This is a genomic window from Hymenobacter sp., assembly GCF_035709525.1.
Classification (GTDB): domain Bacteria; phylum Bacteroidota; class Bacteroidia; order Cytophagales; family Hymenobacteraceae; genus Hymenobacter.
Genome location: NZ_DASTEP010000170.1, coordinates 76,408 through 92,431, shown reverse-complemented (window position 1 = coordinate 92,431; position 16,024 = coordinate 76,408). Strand labels below are relative to the sequence as shown.

General features: G+C 59.6%; 14 protein-coding genes. 1 reads left to right on the top strand and 13 read right to left on the bottom strand.

The genetic code is table 11. From position 1 onward, the window contains the following. Window positions 1-43 precede the first annotated feature (43 nt). Window positions 44-1,165: a DUF5700 domain-containing putative Zn-dependent protease gene (locus VFO93_RS15140; RefSeq protein WP_325135231.1), complete on the top strand. Its 1,122-nt coding sequence runs from the start codon at window positions 44-46 to the stop codon at window positions 1,163-1,165. A gap of 72 nt (window positions 1,166-1,237) precedes the next feature. Here VFO93_RS15140 and truA read toward each other — a convergent pair whose 3' ends face one another. The 13 genes from truA to VFO93_RS15075 form a co-directional block, all read right to left on the bottom strand. Continuing rightward, window positions 1,238-2,017: a tRNA pseudouridine(38-40) synthase TruA gene (gene truA / locus VFO93_RS15135; protein WP_325135230.1), complete on the bottom strand. Its 780-nt coding sequence runs from the start codon at window positions 2,015-2,017 to the stop codon at window positions 1,238-1,240. A gap of 88 nt (window positions 2,018-2,105) precedes the next feature. Next, window positions 2,106-2,324: an antitoxin VbhA family protein gene (locus tag VFO93_RS15130; RefSeq protein WP_325135229.1), complete on the bottom strand. Its 219-nt coding sequence runs from the start codon at window positions 2,322-2,324 to the stop codon at window positions 2,106-2,108. A gap of 363 nt (window positions 2,325-2,687) precedes the next feature. Then, complete coding sequence (gene atpG / locus VFO93_RS15125) at window positions 2,688-3,587, bottom strand: ATP synthase F1 subunit gamma (protein ID WP_325135228.1); 900 nt, start codon at window positions 3,585-3,587, stop codon at window positions 2,688-2,690. Window positions 3,588-3,697: 110 nt separating this feature from the next. After that, window positions 3,698-5,278, bottom strand: coding sequence for a F0F1 ATP synthase subunit alpha (atpA, locus tag VFO93_RS15120; RefSeq protein WP_325135227.1), 1,581 nt, complete (start codon window positions 5,276-5,278; stop codon window positions 3,698-3,700). Window positions 5,279-5,285: 7 nt separating this feature from the next. Next, window positions 5,286-5,849 carry an ATP synthase F1 subunit delta gene (gene atpH / locus VFO93_RS15115; RefSeq protein ID WP_325135226.1) on the bottom strand — a complete coding sequence of 188 codons (564 nt, stop codon included), beginning with the start codon at window positions 5,847-5,849 and terminating at the stop codon, window positions 5,286-5,288. A gap of 122 nt (window positions 5,850-5,971) precedes the next feature. Continuing rightward, window positions 5,972-6,466 (bottom strand): F0F1 ATP synthase subunit B, encoded by a 495-nt coding sequence (locus tag VFO93_RS15110; protein WP_325135225.1) that lies wholly within the window; start codon window positions 6,464-6,466, stop codon window positions 5,972-5,974. 147 nt (window positions 6,467-6,613) lie between these two features. Then, window positions 6,614-6,868, bottom strand: a complete 255-nt coding sequence (gene atpE, locus VFO93_RS15105) for an ATP synthase F0 subunit C (protein WP_325135224.1) — start codon at window positions 6,866-6,868, stop codon at window positions 6,614-6,616. Window positions 6,869-6,947: 79 nt separating this feature from the next. After that, window positions 6,948-8,075 (bottom strand): F0F1 ATP synthase subunit A, encoded by a 1,128-nt coding sequence (gene atpB, locus VFO93_RS15100; protein WP_325135223.1) that lies wholly within the window; start codon window positions 8,073-8,075, stop codon window positions 6,948-6,950. 37 nt (window positions 8,076-8,112) lie between these two features. Then, window positions 8,113-8,562, bottom strand: coding sequence for a hypothetical protein (locus VFO93_RS15095; protein WP_325135222.1), 450 nt, complete (start codon window positions 8,560-8,562; stop codon window positions 8,113-8,115). A gap of 89 nt (window positions 8,563-8,651) precedes the next feature. Then, entirely contained in the window at window positions 8,652-9,098 is a 447-nt protein-coding gene (locus VFO93_RS15090) for a hypothetical protein (RefSeq protein ID WP_325135221.1), read from the bottom strand. A gap of 27 nt (window positions 9,099-9,125) precedes the next feature. Beyond that, window positions 9,126-10,715, bottom strand: a complete 1,590-nt coding sequence (locus tag VFO93_RS15085; RefSeq protein WP_325135220.1) for a SusD/RagB family nutrient-binding outer membrane lipoprotein — start codon at window positions 10,713-10,715, stop codon at window positions 9,126-9,128. 127 nt (window positions 10,716-10,842) lie between these two features. Beyond that, window positions 10,843-14,022, bottom strand: a complete 3,180-nt coding sequence (locus VFO93_RS15080; RefSeq protein WP_325135219.1) for a SusC/RagA family TonB-linked outer membrane protein — start codon at window positions 14,020-14,022, stop codon at window positions 10,843-10,845. A gap of 211 nt (window positions 14,023-14,233) precedes the next feature. Beyond that, a complete protein-coding gene (locus tag VFO93_RS15075) occupies window positions 14,234-16,006 on the bottom strand; it encodes a serine hydrolase domain-containing protein (protein ID WP_325135218.1) in 1,773 nt (590 codons plus the stop codon). Window positions 16,007-16,024: the final 18 nt, after the last annotated feature.

Here is a 16,024-nt window from a genome sequence, read left to right as displayed (position 1 = left end):
AGCGCTGGGCCTATCTTCGCCACGCACTCTTTTTCTGCCTGCTATGCCTCCTTTCACCCGGCTGCTTTTGCTGCTGACTTTGCTGCTGGCCGCCGGCCCCGGCCGCGCCCAAACCATCGACACCGAGGCCGCCACGGCCTACTGGAAAATAACCGACGCCCTGCGCCGCAACGAGCCACTGACCGATGCCAAATGGCGCGAGTTTCTGGCCCTGCCCGCCAATAAGGTGTACGTGAGCAGCATTTTTGGCAGCGATACGGCCAGCCTGGCAGCGTATCGGCAGGCCGTCGAAGTGGTGTACATGCCGCGCTACGACTCGCTGCGGCAAGCAAAGCTCAAGGCCAAGCGCTGGTACTACGTGCTGGTGAACAACTACAAAGAGCACGAGAAAGAGCACCAGGCCTTTTTGGCCGAAACTGCCAAAAACCCCGCTTACCTGGAAATAATGTACACCTACGCCTACGACTACCTACCCACCCGCGCCCACCGAAAGCAGCCAGCCCTTCGCTTGTATTACACTGCCCTGGGCGACGATGCTACTTCGCAGGAGGACGGTATTGTCTTCAGCCTGTACGATGCCTATAGCTACCAGCGCGTGCGGCCTGGTATTCTGGAAGCGCACGAGCTGCACCATCAATTGCTAGGCTACGCCCTCACGCCCGCCGAAAACCTCACCCGCCCCGCCCAGCCCGAAGATGAGGGCCTGCTGTGGCTGCTACGCTCATCGCTGATAGAAGGCCTGGCCGACCTCACCGACAAGCAGGTGCAGCTGGCGGCCCCCACCGATTCGGCCGAGATGCGCCAGCGCTATTTCCGGCCGGCCCCCCGCGTACTGCACCAGGTAGATTCCGCCATTCAGGTGCAGGCGGCGGGCGGCCCGGCCGCCCCCGAGCGGTTTTACCGCGGCCTCACCAACGGCAGCAATGGCCACCTGCCGGGTTTTTTTATGACCTACACCATCCTGCAAAACGGCTATCGCAAGCCCCTACTCGACCACGCCGACGACTTCGTTGCCTTTACCTTGCTCTACCAGAAGGCCGCTAAGAGGGACAAGCACCACCAGCATCCGCCTATATTCACCGAGGCTTCGGTGCGCTACCTACAGCAATTAGCCTATAAGTACGCCCCGCCCCGCCCAGCACCCGCAGCAGCGCTAAAACCTTAGCTGGCAACTCGTAATACATGGGCTGTTTTGTACTTCGCTGTCTTGCAGTGAAACTAAACGGGCTTTTTTATACTAATACGCCAGCTTTTCCGATATTGCTTCGTCGGGCACGATACCCGGCGCATACTCTACCTTGCTCAGATATAAACCTTTGGCAGGTGCCGCGCCGCTGGCCGCAATACGCTGCTGCCGGTGCAGTATCTGCTGAAACTCGGCCGGCGTGAGCTTGCCCCGGCCTACATCGAGTAGCGTACCGACTACCAGCCGCACCATACCCCGCACAAAGCGATTGGCCCGGATGCGGAACACCAGCCCACCCGGCGCAGGGTGCCAGCCGGCTTCGTAGAGGTAACACACGTAGTGCGTTTCGGCCCCTTTCACCTTCGAGAAAGCCGTGAAATCAAACTGCCCTACAAGGTAGCTCGCCGCCTCATTCATGGCCGCCACGTCGGGCGCCCGGTCGAGATACAGCGCCTGGTCGCGCCGGAACGGGTCGGGCTGCAAGCTTATAAAGTACTCATACGTGCGCGCCTCGGCCGAAAAGCGGGCGTGGTCCTTCTCCCCTACCTCATGGATGCGGAAAGCCTGCACATCGGGCGGCAACGCCCGATTCAGGCGGTAGCGCAACAGGTCGAAGGTCATACCCTCTGGCAAATCCGCCTCAAAATGCGCTACCTGGTGGCTGGCGTGCACCCCCGTGTCTGTACGCCCACTTCCTAGCACATGGATGGGCTGGCGCAAAACTTGGCTTAGCGCCCTATCAAGGGCTGCTTGCACGGTAGCCACGCCCGGCTGCACTTGCCAGCCACAATAAGCTGTACCCTCGTAAGCAAGATGAATAAAATAGCGCATAGAGCTCGCAAAAGTACCGATGCGGCTCTGGCTTCACCTAACAGGCTTACCGCAGGCGTAGCTTAGTACGAGCGCTAAAAAGCAATGCCTAGTAGCTACCCATGCCTATGTAGAGCTCAGCAAAAGCCTGCTCGCGGCTTAGCTCACCGGCTACATAGCGCATAAGCTGGGCCTTAGCGCTGGGGCCTGGCTTGCGCTCGCACAGGGCTTGCACAATCAGGGCGTTTTCTACCTCACGCTGGCGAGCGGCTTGGCCCACGGACTCTCCTACCTGACGGTTAGCAGCAACTAGGTTCGTAGTATTCATAGAAATAACAGTAGCAAGAGCGAATGCCTTTCTAATACTAATCGATAAATAATCCCTAGTATTTTATTGAGGCGCTCAAAGATAAGCACGCCACTGATTGCCAGCAATACACTCAAATAGCCCTATCGCTGAAATTAACATAAGGTTACAGCACAGCTTTCGCAAATGCTAAACAAAAATCTAATCATCAGCCTATTATACTTTAAAAAAATTAATAAATATCTCTGCAAGAGGTAAGGCAAGCGTTCTATTAAAATATAGACTTACTTAAATATGTGGAAATTACATACTAAAAGCTGCGCCAAACAAAAAAACGCCGGAACTAAGTAGTTCCGACGCTTTCGCTTTGGATGGAATGTGTATCTACCGGCCAGCCGCCAGTGCTTCAGCACCACCTACGATTTCAAGAATCTCGGTCGTGATGGCCGCCTGGCGCGTCCGGTTGTACGTCAATTTCAACGACTTCAATAGTTCACCGGCGTTGTCGGTGGCTTTGTCCATCGCCGTCATGCGGGCGCCGTGCTCCGAGGCGTTGCTTTCCAAAACAGCCTTGTAAAGCTGAATTTTCAGGCTCTGCGGAATGAGGGTTTTGATAATCTCTTCCTTGCTCGGCTCGAAGATGTAGTCGATGCTGTTATCGGGCGCGCTGGCGCTGGGCGTGCCAGCGGGTACTTCCGTGGGCACTAGCGGCAGCAACTGCTCGGCCTGCACCACTTGCGTGGCCACGTTTTTGAACTCGTTGTACACCATCACCACCTCGTCGTAGGTGCCTTCGGTGAAGCCGCGCATGGCTTCCTCGGCGGCCTCGCGCACGGTGTCAAACGACAGCTTGGCGAAGACATGGGTGTAGTTGCCCACCAGCATGTTGCGGCGGCCGTAGTAGTCGTGCGCCTTTTTGCCGATGGCCATCACCGAGATATTACCCACCGGCAGGTTGGCATAGCGGGCCGCAATCAGCGCATTCACCCCCTTGAAGATGTTGGCGTTGAACGCGCCGGCCAAGCCACGGTCGGAGGTGATGGCGATGACGAGCACCCGGCGCACCTCGCGCACCTCACCGTACTCGCTAACTACCTCGTCGGTAGTGGTGCGGGTCAGGTTGGCCAGAATGCTGGTCAGGCGCTGCGCGTAGGGGCGCATCCGGATGATGTTGTCCTGCGCGCGGCGCAGCTTGGCCGCCGCCACCATTTTCATGGCTTTGGTAATCTGCTGCGTGCTCGAAACCGATTGGATGCGCGAGCGAACTTCTTTTAAAGAGGCCATTTCTTGATATTGTCAGATTGTTGGAACTGCTGGATTGTTAGATTGCTGGACAATTGAACGGGATAGCGTACCCCAATTCAACCATCCAGCAATCCTGACAATTCAACAATCTAGGCAGCGAAGCCTGCGGCTACGTCCTTAGCCGTCTGGCGCAGGGCGCCGGTCACGGCGTCGTCGAGCTTACCGGCTTTCAGGGCCTTCAGCGCGTCGGGGTGGCGGGCGTTCAGCACCTGGCGGTACTCCTTCTCAAACTCGCGCACGCGGTTCACAGGCACGGTGTCGAGCAGGCCGTTGGTGGCGGCGTAGATGATGGCTACCTGGTCCTCCACCTTCACGGGCGAGAACTGGGGCTGCTTCAGAATCTCCAGGTTGCGACGGCCGCGCTCGATGGTGAGCTTGGTCGAGGCGTCGAGGTCCGAGCCGAATTTAGCGAACGCTTCCAGTTCACGGAACTGCGCCTGGTCGAGCTTCAGCGTACCCGATACCTTCTTCATCGACTTAATCTGGGCGTTGCCACCCACGCGGCTTACCGAGATACCCACGTTGATAGCGGGGCGCACGCCGGAGTTGAAGAGGTTGGTTTCGAGGAATATCTGGCCGTCGGTAATCGAAATTACGTTGGTCGGGATGTACGCCGAAACGTCACCGGCCTGCGTTTCGATGAGCGGCAAAGCCGTCAGCGAGCCACCACCTTTCACCAGCGGCTTCAGGCTTTCGGGCAGGTCGTTCATGTTGCGCGCAATCTCGTCCGAAGCGTTGATTTTAGCGGCACGCTCCAAGAGGCGGCTGTGCAGATAAAATACGTCGCCGGGGTAGGCTTCGCGGCCCGGAGGACGACGGAGCAGCAGCGACACCTCGCGGTAAGCCACGGCCTGCTTCGACAAGTCGTCGTACACCACGAGGGCCGGGCGGCCCGTATCGCGGAAGTACTCGCCGATGGCGGCACCCGTGAAGGGCGCGTAGAACTGCATCGGGGCGGGGTCCGAGGCCGAAGCCGCTACTACCACAGTGTAGTCCATGGCACCGCCCTTGGTGAGGGCGTTTACTACCTGCGCTACCGTCGAGGCCTTCTGGCCCACGGCTACGTAGATGCAGAATACGGGCTCGCCGCGCTCGAAGTACTCGCGCTGGTTGAGGATGGCGTCGAGGGCTACCGTCGATTTGCCGGTCTGGCGGTCGCCGATAATCAGCTCGCGCTGGCCACGGCCAATCGGAATCATGGCGTCGATAGCCTTAATGCCGGTTTGCAGGGGCTCGGTTACGGGCTGGCGGAAGATTACGCCGGGGGCCTTGCGCTCGAGGGGCATTTCGTAGGTCTGGCCCACGATGGGGCCGCGGCCGTCGATGGGCTGGCCCAGCGTGTTTACCACGCGGCCCACGATGCCCTCGCCTACCTGGATAGCGGCAATTTTGTTGGTGCGGCGCACAGTGTCACCTTCGCGTACTTCGGCGTAGTCGCCGAGTAGTACGGCACCCACGTTGTCTTCTTCGAGGTTGAGCACCAGCCCTTGCAGGCCGTTCTCGAACTCAATCAGCTCGCCCGACTGCGCGTGCGACAAGCCGTAGATGCGGGCCACGCCGTCGCCGACCTGGAGCACCGTGCCGACTTCTTCCAGCTCGGCGGCCGATTTGAAATTGGACAGCTGCTGCCGCAGGATGGCGGAAACTTCGTCCGGGCGTACTTCTGCCATGGATATATTAGTTTAAGCTGGGAGTAAAAGTCTTGTCGGTGAGCGAGGTACGCAGGCGGCGCAGGCCACCACGCACCGAGTCATCAATTTGCCGGTCGCCGACGCGCAGCACGAAGCCGCCAATCAGCGAGGCATCCACCTTCTCGGTGAGCGAAACTTGCGTGAGGCCGGTTTGCTGCTGCACCATCTTCTCGATTTCGGCGCGGGCGGCGGGCGAGAGCGGCGCGGCCGAAATCACTTCGGCTACCTGCACGCCCATCAGGGCATTGTACTGCTTCAAAAACTCGTCGCCGATGTGCTCCAGCGTCGCCTCGCGGTTTTTACTGGTCACAATCTGAAAGAAACGCAGTAGCAAATCCGACACCTTGCCCTGAAACACGGCGTTGAGGATGCTTAGTTTCTTGTCGTGCTTCACAATCGGATTGCGCAGCAGCAGGCGCAGGTCGCGGCTACCGGCCATGGTGTTGGCCAGCAAGTCCATGTCCTGCTTAATCGTTGCCAGGTTGCCCTGCTCCTGGGCCAAATCCAGCAGGGACTTAGCATAGCGGGCAGCTACTTGTTGGTCGGCCATTTGTTGGGGTGAGTTGGTTTAAACCGGACTGTCATTGCGAGCGCAGCGAAGCAATCGCATAATAACGAGCCGTTCAGGTGAGATTGCTTCGCTACGCTCGCAATGACAGCCGGTTCGAAACACTAATTCAATTTTACGTCTTTCAGGTACTCGGTCACCAGTTGCTGCTGAGCGGCCGGGTCGGCTAGCTCGCGGCGGAGCAGGCGCTCGGCGATATCCACGCTCAGCTGGGCAGCGGTGTTGCGCACCTCGGCCAGTGCTTGGTTTTTTTCCTGCTGAATGGCTTCGCGCGCTTGCTGGGCAATGCGGTTGGCCTCTTCGGTGGCGTCGGTTTTAGCCTTCTCCACAATTTGATTGGCGATGTTCTGGCCTTCCTTCAGCATTTGGTCACGCTCGTGGCGAGCGTCGGCCAGTAGCTTTTCGTTACCGGCTTTCAGGCTCTGCATCTCCAGCTTGGCTTGCTCGGCCATGCGCAGGGCATTGTCGATGCTGTCTTCGCGGTCGCGCAAGGCTACCAGAATCGGCTTCCAGGCAAACTTGGCCAGCAGGAACAATACCAGCAGGAAGATAATCAGCTGCCAGAAAATGAGGCCTAATTCGGGGGTTACAATTCCCATAGTAAATAGAGAGTAATTATCGGAATACGAAGCAGTTGGGCTGCCACAGCCTAGACTTGTGGCTTACCTCCTGCAATCTTTCACGCAAACAGCCCGCCGCGCCCTACGCCGAAGCGCCGCGCAGCGGGCTGTATCTCGTCGTCTCTACTAGCGGAACGAAATCAGCAGGCAGACTACCACTGCGAAGAGGGCCAGGCCTTCAACAAGAGCCGCTACAATCAGCATAGCGGTTTGAATTTTGCCCGAAGCTTCCGGCTGACGGCCAATGGCTTCCATAGCTTGGCCGCCGATGCGGCCGATGCCGAGGCCAGCGCCGAGGGCAACCAGACCTGCACCAATAGCAGCACCAAATACAGCCAGACCAGTGGCGTTAGCAAGTTGCAGTAACAGAGAGAGCAACATAAAAAAAGAGGGAAAGTGTGGGGAAATGAAAAAACAAAAGAAAGGCAATCAACCAATTACCAAAAAAGCAATCTAGATACTAGTGAGCCGGGTTAGGGATAACGGCACCGGCGGGGCCGGTCTGCATGTCCAGGGAGTGTTCCTCATCATGGTGATGCTCTTCTACTGCGCCGCCGATGTACATGGCCGTGAGCAGGGTGAAGATATAAGCCTGCAGGATGGCTACCAGCAGCTCTAGCACGTTAATAAACAAGCCGAAAGCCAGCGACACCGGTGCTACTGCTGCCGAGCGGAAAATGAAGATGAGGCTAATGAAGCTCAGAATTACAATGTGGCCCGCCGTGATGTTGGCAAACAACCGAATAGTGAGCGAAACCGGCTTTACCAGGAAGGCACCAATCAACTCGACCGGTATCATGATAATCAGTAGCGGCTTGGGCACGCCGGGCGTGTTGAAGATATGCCCCCAGTAGTTCTTATTAGCGCTAAATAGCGTGATAAGCAGCGTGATGATAGCCAGCGTAGCCGTTACCGCAATGTTGCCAGTCAGGTTGGCGGCACCGGGGGTGAGGCCCAGCAGGTTGTTAAACCAAATAAAGAAGAATACGGTGAGCAGGTAGGGCATATACCGCTCGTACTTGGGGCCAATAGATTTTTTAGCGACCTCATCGCGGATGAAGACGATGATGGGCTCAAAGAAAGACTGCATGCCCTTGGGGGCGCGGCCCTGGTTTTTTTTGTAGCCAGCAGCTACACTGGTAAACACCACCAGCATCAGGACAGCACTGCCAAGCAGGGCAACGGCATTTTTAGTGATAGAAAAGTCGTAGACCTTGCTGCCATCGGTGGTCACTAGCTTGCCTTCGCGCAGCATAAGACCGTCATACTCAGGGCCTTCGAAGTGGCTGCCACCGGCTGCGCGCTTGCGCGAGGGCGACTCTTCATCGGCCAGATTGGACTCAGCGGCAAGCTTCTTGGAGGAGAATACCGATAGGCCTTTGCCAGGGCGGTAGGCGATGATGGGCAGGTAAGAGGTGAAGTGGTTGTTGTCGGTCGAAAACCAGTGCCACTCGTGCGAATCGCCGATGTGATGCATTATCATCTCACCGGGGTTGAACGCTTCCTCTTTTTTGCCCCCTTCGGTGGGCTCGGCCGCGAAGCCGGCAAACGTGCAAAGGCAAAAAATCAGCGTGAGTAACCTCTTCATTTAAAACTAATTAAAACCCGATTAATTTGGTAAATTCCTATGCTTCGGGAAGTTGCTTCTTGGAAAACGGGCGCAAGTTACTAAAAATAGCCCAAATTTCAAAGCCGGCGCCCAGAAAGTAGCTCACAAAGAACACCCCGAGGAAGGCCCAGGCGCCCCGCCCTTCGTGCGCGCCACCCCGAAAAAAATAAACCAGTACGATAACCAGCGACAGCATCAGCCGCAACACCACGCCGCCGAAATAGGCTCCCATAAAGTTGTCGGCCGAGCGTGTGACGAAATGTGCGGTAAGCCAGTAGGTGAATAAGGTAACGGCCAGCAGCCCTCCCAGCACGTAGGGCGCGAGCGGGTGTATCACCGCCGACCCAAATGCCGATTTCAGCCCAAAAAGCACCGCGAAGCTGGCGAGCACCAGGGCAGCAAACTGGGTGAGAAAAGAGCGTGTCATGCAAGAGAAAATGGCGGCCAAAAACCATTCGGGCTGCAAAGGTCGGCATAACTTCCCGTATGCCAACGCTAAGGCCCCACTAGCGCCGGCTAATGGGGCCAAAAAGCGGTCAATAAGGCTGGTTTGGCTTAGTTGGCGATGATATAATTTATGCGCCGCCGGCGCTGCGCGCCGTTGGCGAAGGTCATCGTGACATCGAGCCGCACAGCTGTATTGAGGGCGTAGGTGGTGGGCACGGTGTAGGCGATGGGCTGCGCGGTGGTCTTAAACGTCTGGTTGAAGGTGCCGGCGGCCGGGTAGCTGCCGACCTGCATCGAATCGGTTTTGGTGGCCTGGAATACGGTGATGGCCGTCGGGTTGTCGGGCTGGTTGTACACGGCCGTTATCGGGATGGTTTTGCCGGGGCCGTACTTGGCGGCAAAGCCGGTGGTGCTGAAGGTGGTGCCCAGCACGCCGATGTTGAAAAAGCCCGGCTCGGCCTGCAAGTTGTAGTAGGTGGCTACGTCGTCCTTTTTGCAGCTGGCCAGCAGGCTGGCCGCCAGTAGCACCGGAGCGAGGCGATAAAGCAGCTTCATAAGCAATAAGTAGTTAGAAATGAAGCCTTACGGCTGGTCAAACCACAGCGGCTTGGTGATGTAGGTATTGATATCGCCGCTGGCCACACCGGCATCGGCGAAGAGCTTGGCCACGGCGTTGGGGCTGTAGAGCACTTCGGTGGCACCAGGCGGCAGGCGGCGCGGGTAGCGCAGCTTGGGGTCGGCTTGGCCGGCGGCCGACTGGTTTACGGCGGTACCCACGGGATAAGCAAAGTTGACGTAGATGTTGGAAGCGAAATCGTACCGGCGCAAATCCGACCACGAATCGGGGTTCAGGAACATGGCAATGTACTTCTGCTCCATGATGCTGCGCGGCGTGACGGCGGCGGGCGTCTGGGGCACGGCCGCCGAGGCAAGGTAGGCGTTTATCTGGGCCGTGGTAATCTGCGGAAACGTAACCGGCGGCGGCGAGGAGGAGCCGCCTACCCCAATCTTGACCATGTGCGCCCGAATACCGGCCCGCAGGGCGTCGTAGGCGCGCTGCCGGTTGCCAGCGAGGTAGGCGGCTTCGGCCTCGATAAACTTCAGCTCGTGATAAGTAATAACCTCAAAATAGCCGAGGTCGCGGGCGTACCAGCCGCCGTAGAAATCGGTGATGGCCGGCGTGACGCCGGGCGTGATGTTGATACCCGTGGCCGGTAGCGAAGTGCCCACGCCGGGGTTGGCACCCGTGCTGGTAGTAGGTGCCATAATGCCGAAACGCGGGTCGACCACGCCCGGAAAAGTCGTGCCGTTCAGATACTTAATGATATTCGCCGAAAAGGTAGCGCCCCCGAAATTGGCCCGCGTTACGCCGAAAATATTGGTAGTGCCGGTGAGCGGCAGCACGGGTACCTGGTAGTTTAGCTGGGCGTCGTCGGCACTGCTGGTGAAGGCTTTATCGCAAAGCGCGAGCACGGCAACGGGGTCGTAGGTGCCCTGCTTTTTGGTGAGGTGCTGGGCCTGGCGGGCTTTCAGGGCGTAGGCCAGGCGCGTCCACTTGCCCACGTCGCCTTTGTACAGGATGTCGCCGCTTTCGCTGGGCGCGGTGCTGTACAGCGGGCGCACATTGGCCGAGGCCGGCTTCTGCATCTCCACAATGCCTTCGTCGCAAAGCTGGTTGATGGTAGCGTAAATCTGCTGCTGCGAGTCGTACTTGGGTGTGTAGTTGGCCCCGCCCTGGTAGGCCTCGGAGTAGGGCACATCGCCGAGCATATCGGTAACGTGGGCCAGAATGACGGCCTGCATAATCTTGCCCGCACCCACGTAGTAAGGCGAACCCTCGGCTTGCGCCGCCGCTATCATGGGCGGAATGTTACCGCCCGACTGAAAGTACGAGTAGTTAAAGGTGTTCGTACTCTGCGCGTTGGTGAAAATATACTGGTCGTTGGTGCCGCTGTTGGCGGTGCGGTTCACCACGTACTGCTCGATGTAGGGCGTGCGCAGGGCCGTAAACATCTGCGTCTGAATACCGTTGGCGATGATATTTGGCAGCAGGAAGTTAGGCGTGGTAGAGGTCGGGTTGTTCGGGTTGGTATTAACGTCGAGAAACTTCTCGCACGAGGTCAGGGCGGTAGTAGCGCCCAGCAGGCCGAGTAAAAGGAGGTATTTTTTCATCGTGATTATGGCTGGATAGTTGAATGGGCGAATTGTTGAATGGATGAACTGCGGAATGAAAAGCGGCTCAATATGAATGCTTAGCCGTTCAGCCATTCAACAATTCACCCATCCACCCATTCAACAATTAAAAATTAACCCGCAACCCCATATCCACGCCGCGCGTGGCCGGGATGTTGCCGTAGTCGATGCCGCCCGAGCCGCCGCCGCGCACGCCGGCCCCGGCCGAGGCCGTTTCGGGGTCGGCACCGGTGTAGTTGGTCAGCAGCACGAGGTTGCGGCCGGTCACGCTCAGCTCGATGCCTTTCAGGAACGAGCTAGCGCCGCCCAGCCAGCGGGCCGGCAGCGCGTAGCTGAGCGTGACGTAGCGCAGGCGCGCCCACGAGCCATCTTCGATAAAAGCGGTACCCGCCGCGCCCAGCACGTTGGTATAGTAGGCCTGCGTCAGCTCGGCCGGACGGGTGTTGGGGGTGTAAGTAGTGTTGCCGCTGGCATCGCGTGTGGCCACTACCCCATCGAATACCACTTGCTTGTAGCGCTCGGCGGTGCGGGCCGAGGTGCCCACGGTGGTCTGGTAGTAGTCGTTGCCGTTTATCACCGAGCCGCCCACCCGGAAATCGAGCAGCGCGGCCAGCGATAAGCCCTTGTAGGTAAACGTATTGGTAAGCTGCGTGGTGAAGCGCGGCGCGCGGTTGCCCGCGTACACGAAGTTAGAATTGACGGTGGGGTAGCCCGTGGCGCTGTTGATGATTATCTGGCCGTTGTAGGGGCTGCTAGGGTCATTGACGCGGGCAAAGTCGCTGGCCGCGATGCCCCCGATGGGCCGACCGGGGAAGGCCCCACCCTCGTGGATGTTGGTGATGAACGTGTCGGACTGGTACACGACCGTCAGCGGGTCGGGCAGGCTTTCTACGCGGTTGGTGTTGTGGTAGAAGTTCACCAGCACGTCCCAGGTAAAGCCGGTGGTCGTGCGTACCGGCGTGCCGCTGAGGCTGATTTCCTGGCCTTCATTGGTCACCACACCGCCGTTGATGTATTGCAGGATGAAGCCCGTGGCCTGGCTTACGCGGGGCGCGATGAGTTGGTCGGTGGTGCGCGAGCGGTAGTAGTTGAAGTCGAGGCTGAGGCGGTTTTTGAAGAATTGCAGCGCAATGCCGGCCTCGTAGGTGCGGGTGCGCTCGGGCTTCAGCAGCCGGTTCGAGCCAAAGAAATCGTTGCGGAGGCCACCGCCGATGTAAGTACTCTGCGTCAGGGGCGACTGCACGCGGTAGGGGCCAGTGTCGCGGCCTACCTCGGCCACGCTGGCCCGCACTTTGCCGAAGTTCAGAATCGGGTTCTGGTCGAGGCCCAGCACCTTCGTAAACTCGTAGCCCGCCGCCGCCGAGCCGTACAAGAAGCCTTTGCCGAAGATTTTGCCTTCGTCGGGCCGGGGCAGGGTCGACGACCGGTCGTAGCGGGCTTGCAGCTCCAAGGTCAGTTGGTCGAGTACCGTGGCCGACAGCCGGGCGAAGTTGCCGATGAGGTGGCGTTTCGAGTCGCGCTGCAAGGCACCTGTATCTACCGTATTATTTAGCCCCGCAAAACCGGGGTTGCGAAAGACCAGTCCTAGATAATCGACCGCCTCGGTGCGGTTTTCCTCAATCGTGTTGCCCAAAACGAGCGAGCCGCGCAGCTTGTCCTGCATAAAGCTCTGGGTAAACGTGGCCAGCGTGGTGGCCGTCGTCACGCGGGTCTGGTCCACGGTTTCGGCAATGCCGCCAAACTGGTTATTTACCTGCGAGGTACCTACGGCCCGCACCGACGTCACACGGGTAGTAGCCCAGTCAGTACCGATATTATGGCTCAAGGTCAGCCATTTGGTGGGCGCGAAGCTCACCAGCGCGTTGCCGATAAAGCGGTTGGTGCGGTCGGTTTGGGGGTTGCGGTCGGCGCTCCAGTAGGGGTTGTCGGCGTCGGCATCGGTGCCGTTGCCGAGGGCCAGCAGGCGGCGGCGGCTCCCGTCGGGGTTGAGGTAAATGCTGGCATCATCGTTGCGCGGCCAGTTGAGCAAGCTCAGCATAAAGCCGCCCGTGCTGCCAAACAGCCCCGGCCCCTGCAACGGCCGCCGCGCCCCCGAATTGAGGTACTGCCCCGAGCCGGTGATGGTGAGCTTGGGCGAGATTTTGGCCGAGCCCGACAAACGCACGGTGGTTTTGTCGTAGTTGCTCTGGGGCGTCACGCCGCTCTGCTGCAGGTTAGAGGCCGAGGCAAAAAAGCTGGCCCGGTCCGAGCCACCCGACATCGTTACGAAGTTTTGGGCAGCGTAGCCCTTGCGGAAAAAGTCTTCCAGATTGTTGTAAATCGGCTGCCCATCCTGAAAGCGCGGCCCCCACGAAACACGCGTCGAGCCGTCGAAAATCCCGTTGGAGCCCTGCCCGTACAGGCTCTGCATTTTGGGTAGGCGGTTGACCTCATCCACCGATACCTGGCTGCGAAAGTTGAGCTGCGTACGGCCCGCCGCGCCTTTTTTGGTGGTGATGACGACCGCGCCGTTGGCCGCGCGCAGGCCGTAGAGCGCGGCGGCAGCCGGGCCCTTCAGCACCGTCATCGAAGCGATGTCTTCGGGGTTGAGGTCGCCGGCGCGGTTGGCCGCGCCCACCGAGCGGCCCAGCAGGCCGTTGAAGGCCGAGCCGCCGCCCGGCGCGGTGCTTTCCTGAAACGACGAGTTGTCCATTATCATCCCGTCGATGACGAACAGCGGCTGGTTGTCGCCATCGAGCGAGGTGCCGCCCCGAATAACGATGCTCGCGCCCTCGCCCGGCCCGCCGCCCGACGAGGTGATGTTGACGCCCGCCACCTTGCCCTGCAAGGCGTTCACGATGTTGGGCTGGCGCGACTCAATAATATCCTTGCTACTAACCTCTTGCACGGCCGTCACGAGGTCGCGCCGCTCCTGCTTGATGCCGTAGCCCAGCACGATTACCTCATCGAGGTCGCGGTTGCTGGCGGTCAGGGTCACGTCGAGCGGGCCACCATCGGCCTTGCGCTCCACGCTCTCGAAGCCCACGAAGCTGAACACGAGCGTGGCCCCGGCGGGCACGTTGGCGAGGGTGTAGCGGCCTTCGGCATCGGTAGCGGTGCCATTGCTGGTGCCTTTCACTACCACGTTCACGCCGGGCAGCGCCACGCGGTCGGCGGCCTGCCGCACCACGCCGCTGATGGTGCCCGTGGCGGCGGCTGAGGTGCCGGGGGCCGTTTGGGCGCGGCCGGGCGGGGCCACCAGCACGCCGGGCAGTAGGGCTAGAGGAAGCCAGTAGATTTTCTTCATAGAAACGAGAAAGGTTGAAAAGGCAATTTTAGCTTCTTACAATCAGACAATTACTAACATCTGTTAGCAATACATTCAGGCGTAGTGTCTAAATATTACTGCTGTCCGAAAGGTTAAAAGTGCAACTTATTTTCGACTTTTCTTCACGCTGGCTTAATTCTACTCCGCTACTTGGCATAGACGGTATTTTTTCCGGCAACGTTTGGGGAAATTATTGCCCCGGCAACGCGCTTTCAATAGCCAGCTGCAACAATGCCGAGCGCACGCCCAGCTCGCCGAGCTTGCCATTGCGGCGCGTGGGGTTTACGCGGTTGGTGAGCAGAATCACGAACAAATCCTTGTCCGGCTCGACCCAGAAATACGTGCCGGTAAAGCCCGTGTGCCCGTAGCTGCGCGGGCTGGCGCTGCGCGCTGCGTTGAGGGCCGGGTTTTTGGGGTCGGGCTTGTCGAAGCCCAGCCCGCGCCGGTTGTCAGGACAAAAAGGGCACGCGGTAAACGCGGCCATCGTTTCGGGCCGGATAAGCTGTTGCCCGCCGTAGCGCCCCTGCCAGAGGTAGAGCTGCACGAGCTTGGCCAGGTCATTGGCATTGCCGAAGAGGCCAGCGTGGCCGCTCACGCCACCCAGCATGGCCGCGTTTTCGTCGTGCACGGTACCATGCACCAGCGCGTGGCGAAACAGCGAGTCATACTCGGTGGGCGCGATGCGCCCCAGCGGAAACCGGCGCAGCGGGTTAAAGCCTAGCGTAGTAGCGCCCAGCGGCCCGTAAATTTCCTTCGCTAGGAACTGGTCAAACGGCTGGTCCGTGGCCTTTTGCACGTAGTACGGGTAGAGCATAAAGGAAAAATCGGAGTACACGTAGCCCGGCCGGGCATTGAGCGGCGAGGCGGCCACGCCTTGGTAGATGCGCCCTGGCAGCGCCCGGCTACCCCACAGCCCCGCCGCTACCGGCAGCGGAAACGCGGCCGACGAATCGGGCCGGAAAAACTGTGGCTGCGAACCCCCACCCTGCTGCACGTAGCCCTGCCAGAAGGGAATGAACGCCTTGAGCCGCGCCTGGTGCGTGAGCACGTCGCGCAGGCGCAGGTCTTGTTTATCAGTACCTTTCAAAAAATCGAACAGCGCGCCCAGCGTGTAGTCGGGGCCGAGCAGGCTGCGGTCTTGCAACAGCATGAGGGCCGGCAGGGCGGCGGTTACTTTGGTGAGCGAGGCGAAGTCGTAAAGGGTACTGTTGAGCACCGGCCGGCTAGTGCCGGCCTCCTGTACGCCGTAGCTGCGGCTCAGCGCCACCACGCCGTGCCGCGCCACCAGCACCTGCGCTCCTGGAAAAGCACCCGCTTCGAGCGCTTGTTTCATCAGGGAATCAACCTGTTCGGGCAGATTACCTTGTAAACCCGCTTCTTTTACCGAAGCATAAGCTAAACGTGAGCCACCTAGCATGGGCAGTCCCGCACTCAAGCCGGGCAACGCGGCTGGTAGCCGCCCGGCCGCGCCCATTCCGCCAAAAATGACTTGCACAGCGCGGTTGACGGCGGCCACGCGGCGAGCTTGCACCAGCACTACGGCCGTGGCCTGGCGCAGTTCGGGCCAACTCAGCGCGGCGCTATCGAACACCATCACAATGGTTTGCTTGCCCAGCGCTAGCGTCTGGCGCAACGCCACACGGTCGTGCGGGCCGCCTTCGGGCAAAGCCAGCAGCAATAGATTGTGGCGGCGGAACTGAGCAAGGTCAGCTTTTTGCGGGCCGGTGAAAAAGCTGGTCGGCGCGTAGTCGGCCACGTCGTGCGGCAGGTGCCAGCTAAAATCGAGGCCACTCTTGGGGGCCGCCGTAGCCTGGGCTTTTATGGTAGCCAGGCGCAAGGTATCGAACCGTTGCAGGGGTAGCAGTTCGCCTTCGTTGCGCAGCACCACTATCTCGGCGGTGCTGAGCGCCGGGCGGCCGGGTGGCTGCCCCTGGCCGGCCCGCGCACCCGCGAGCAGCAGCAAAAAACACCAAACAACAAC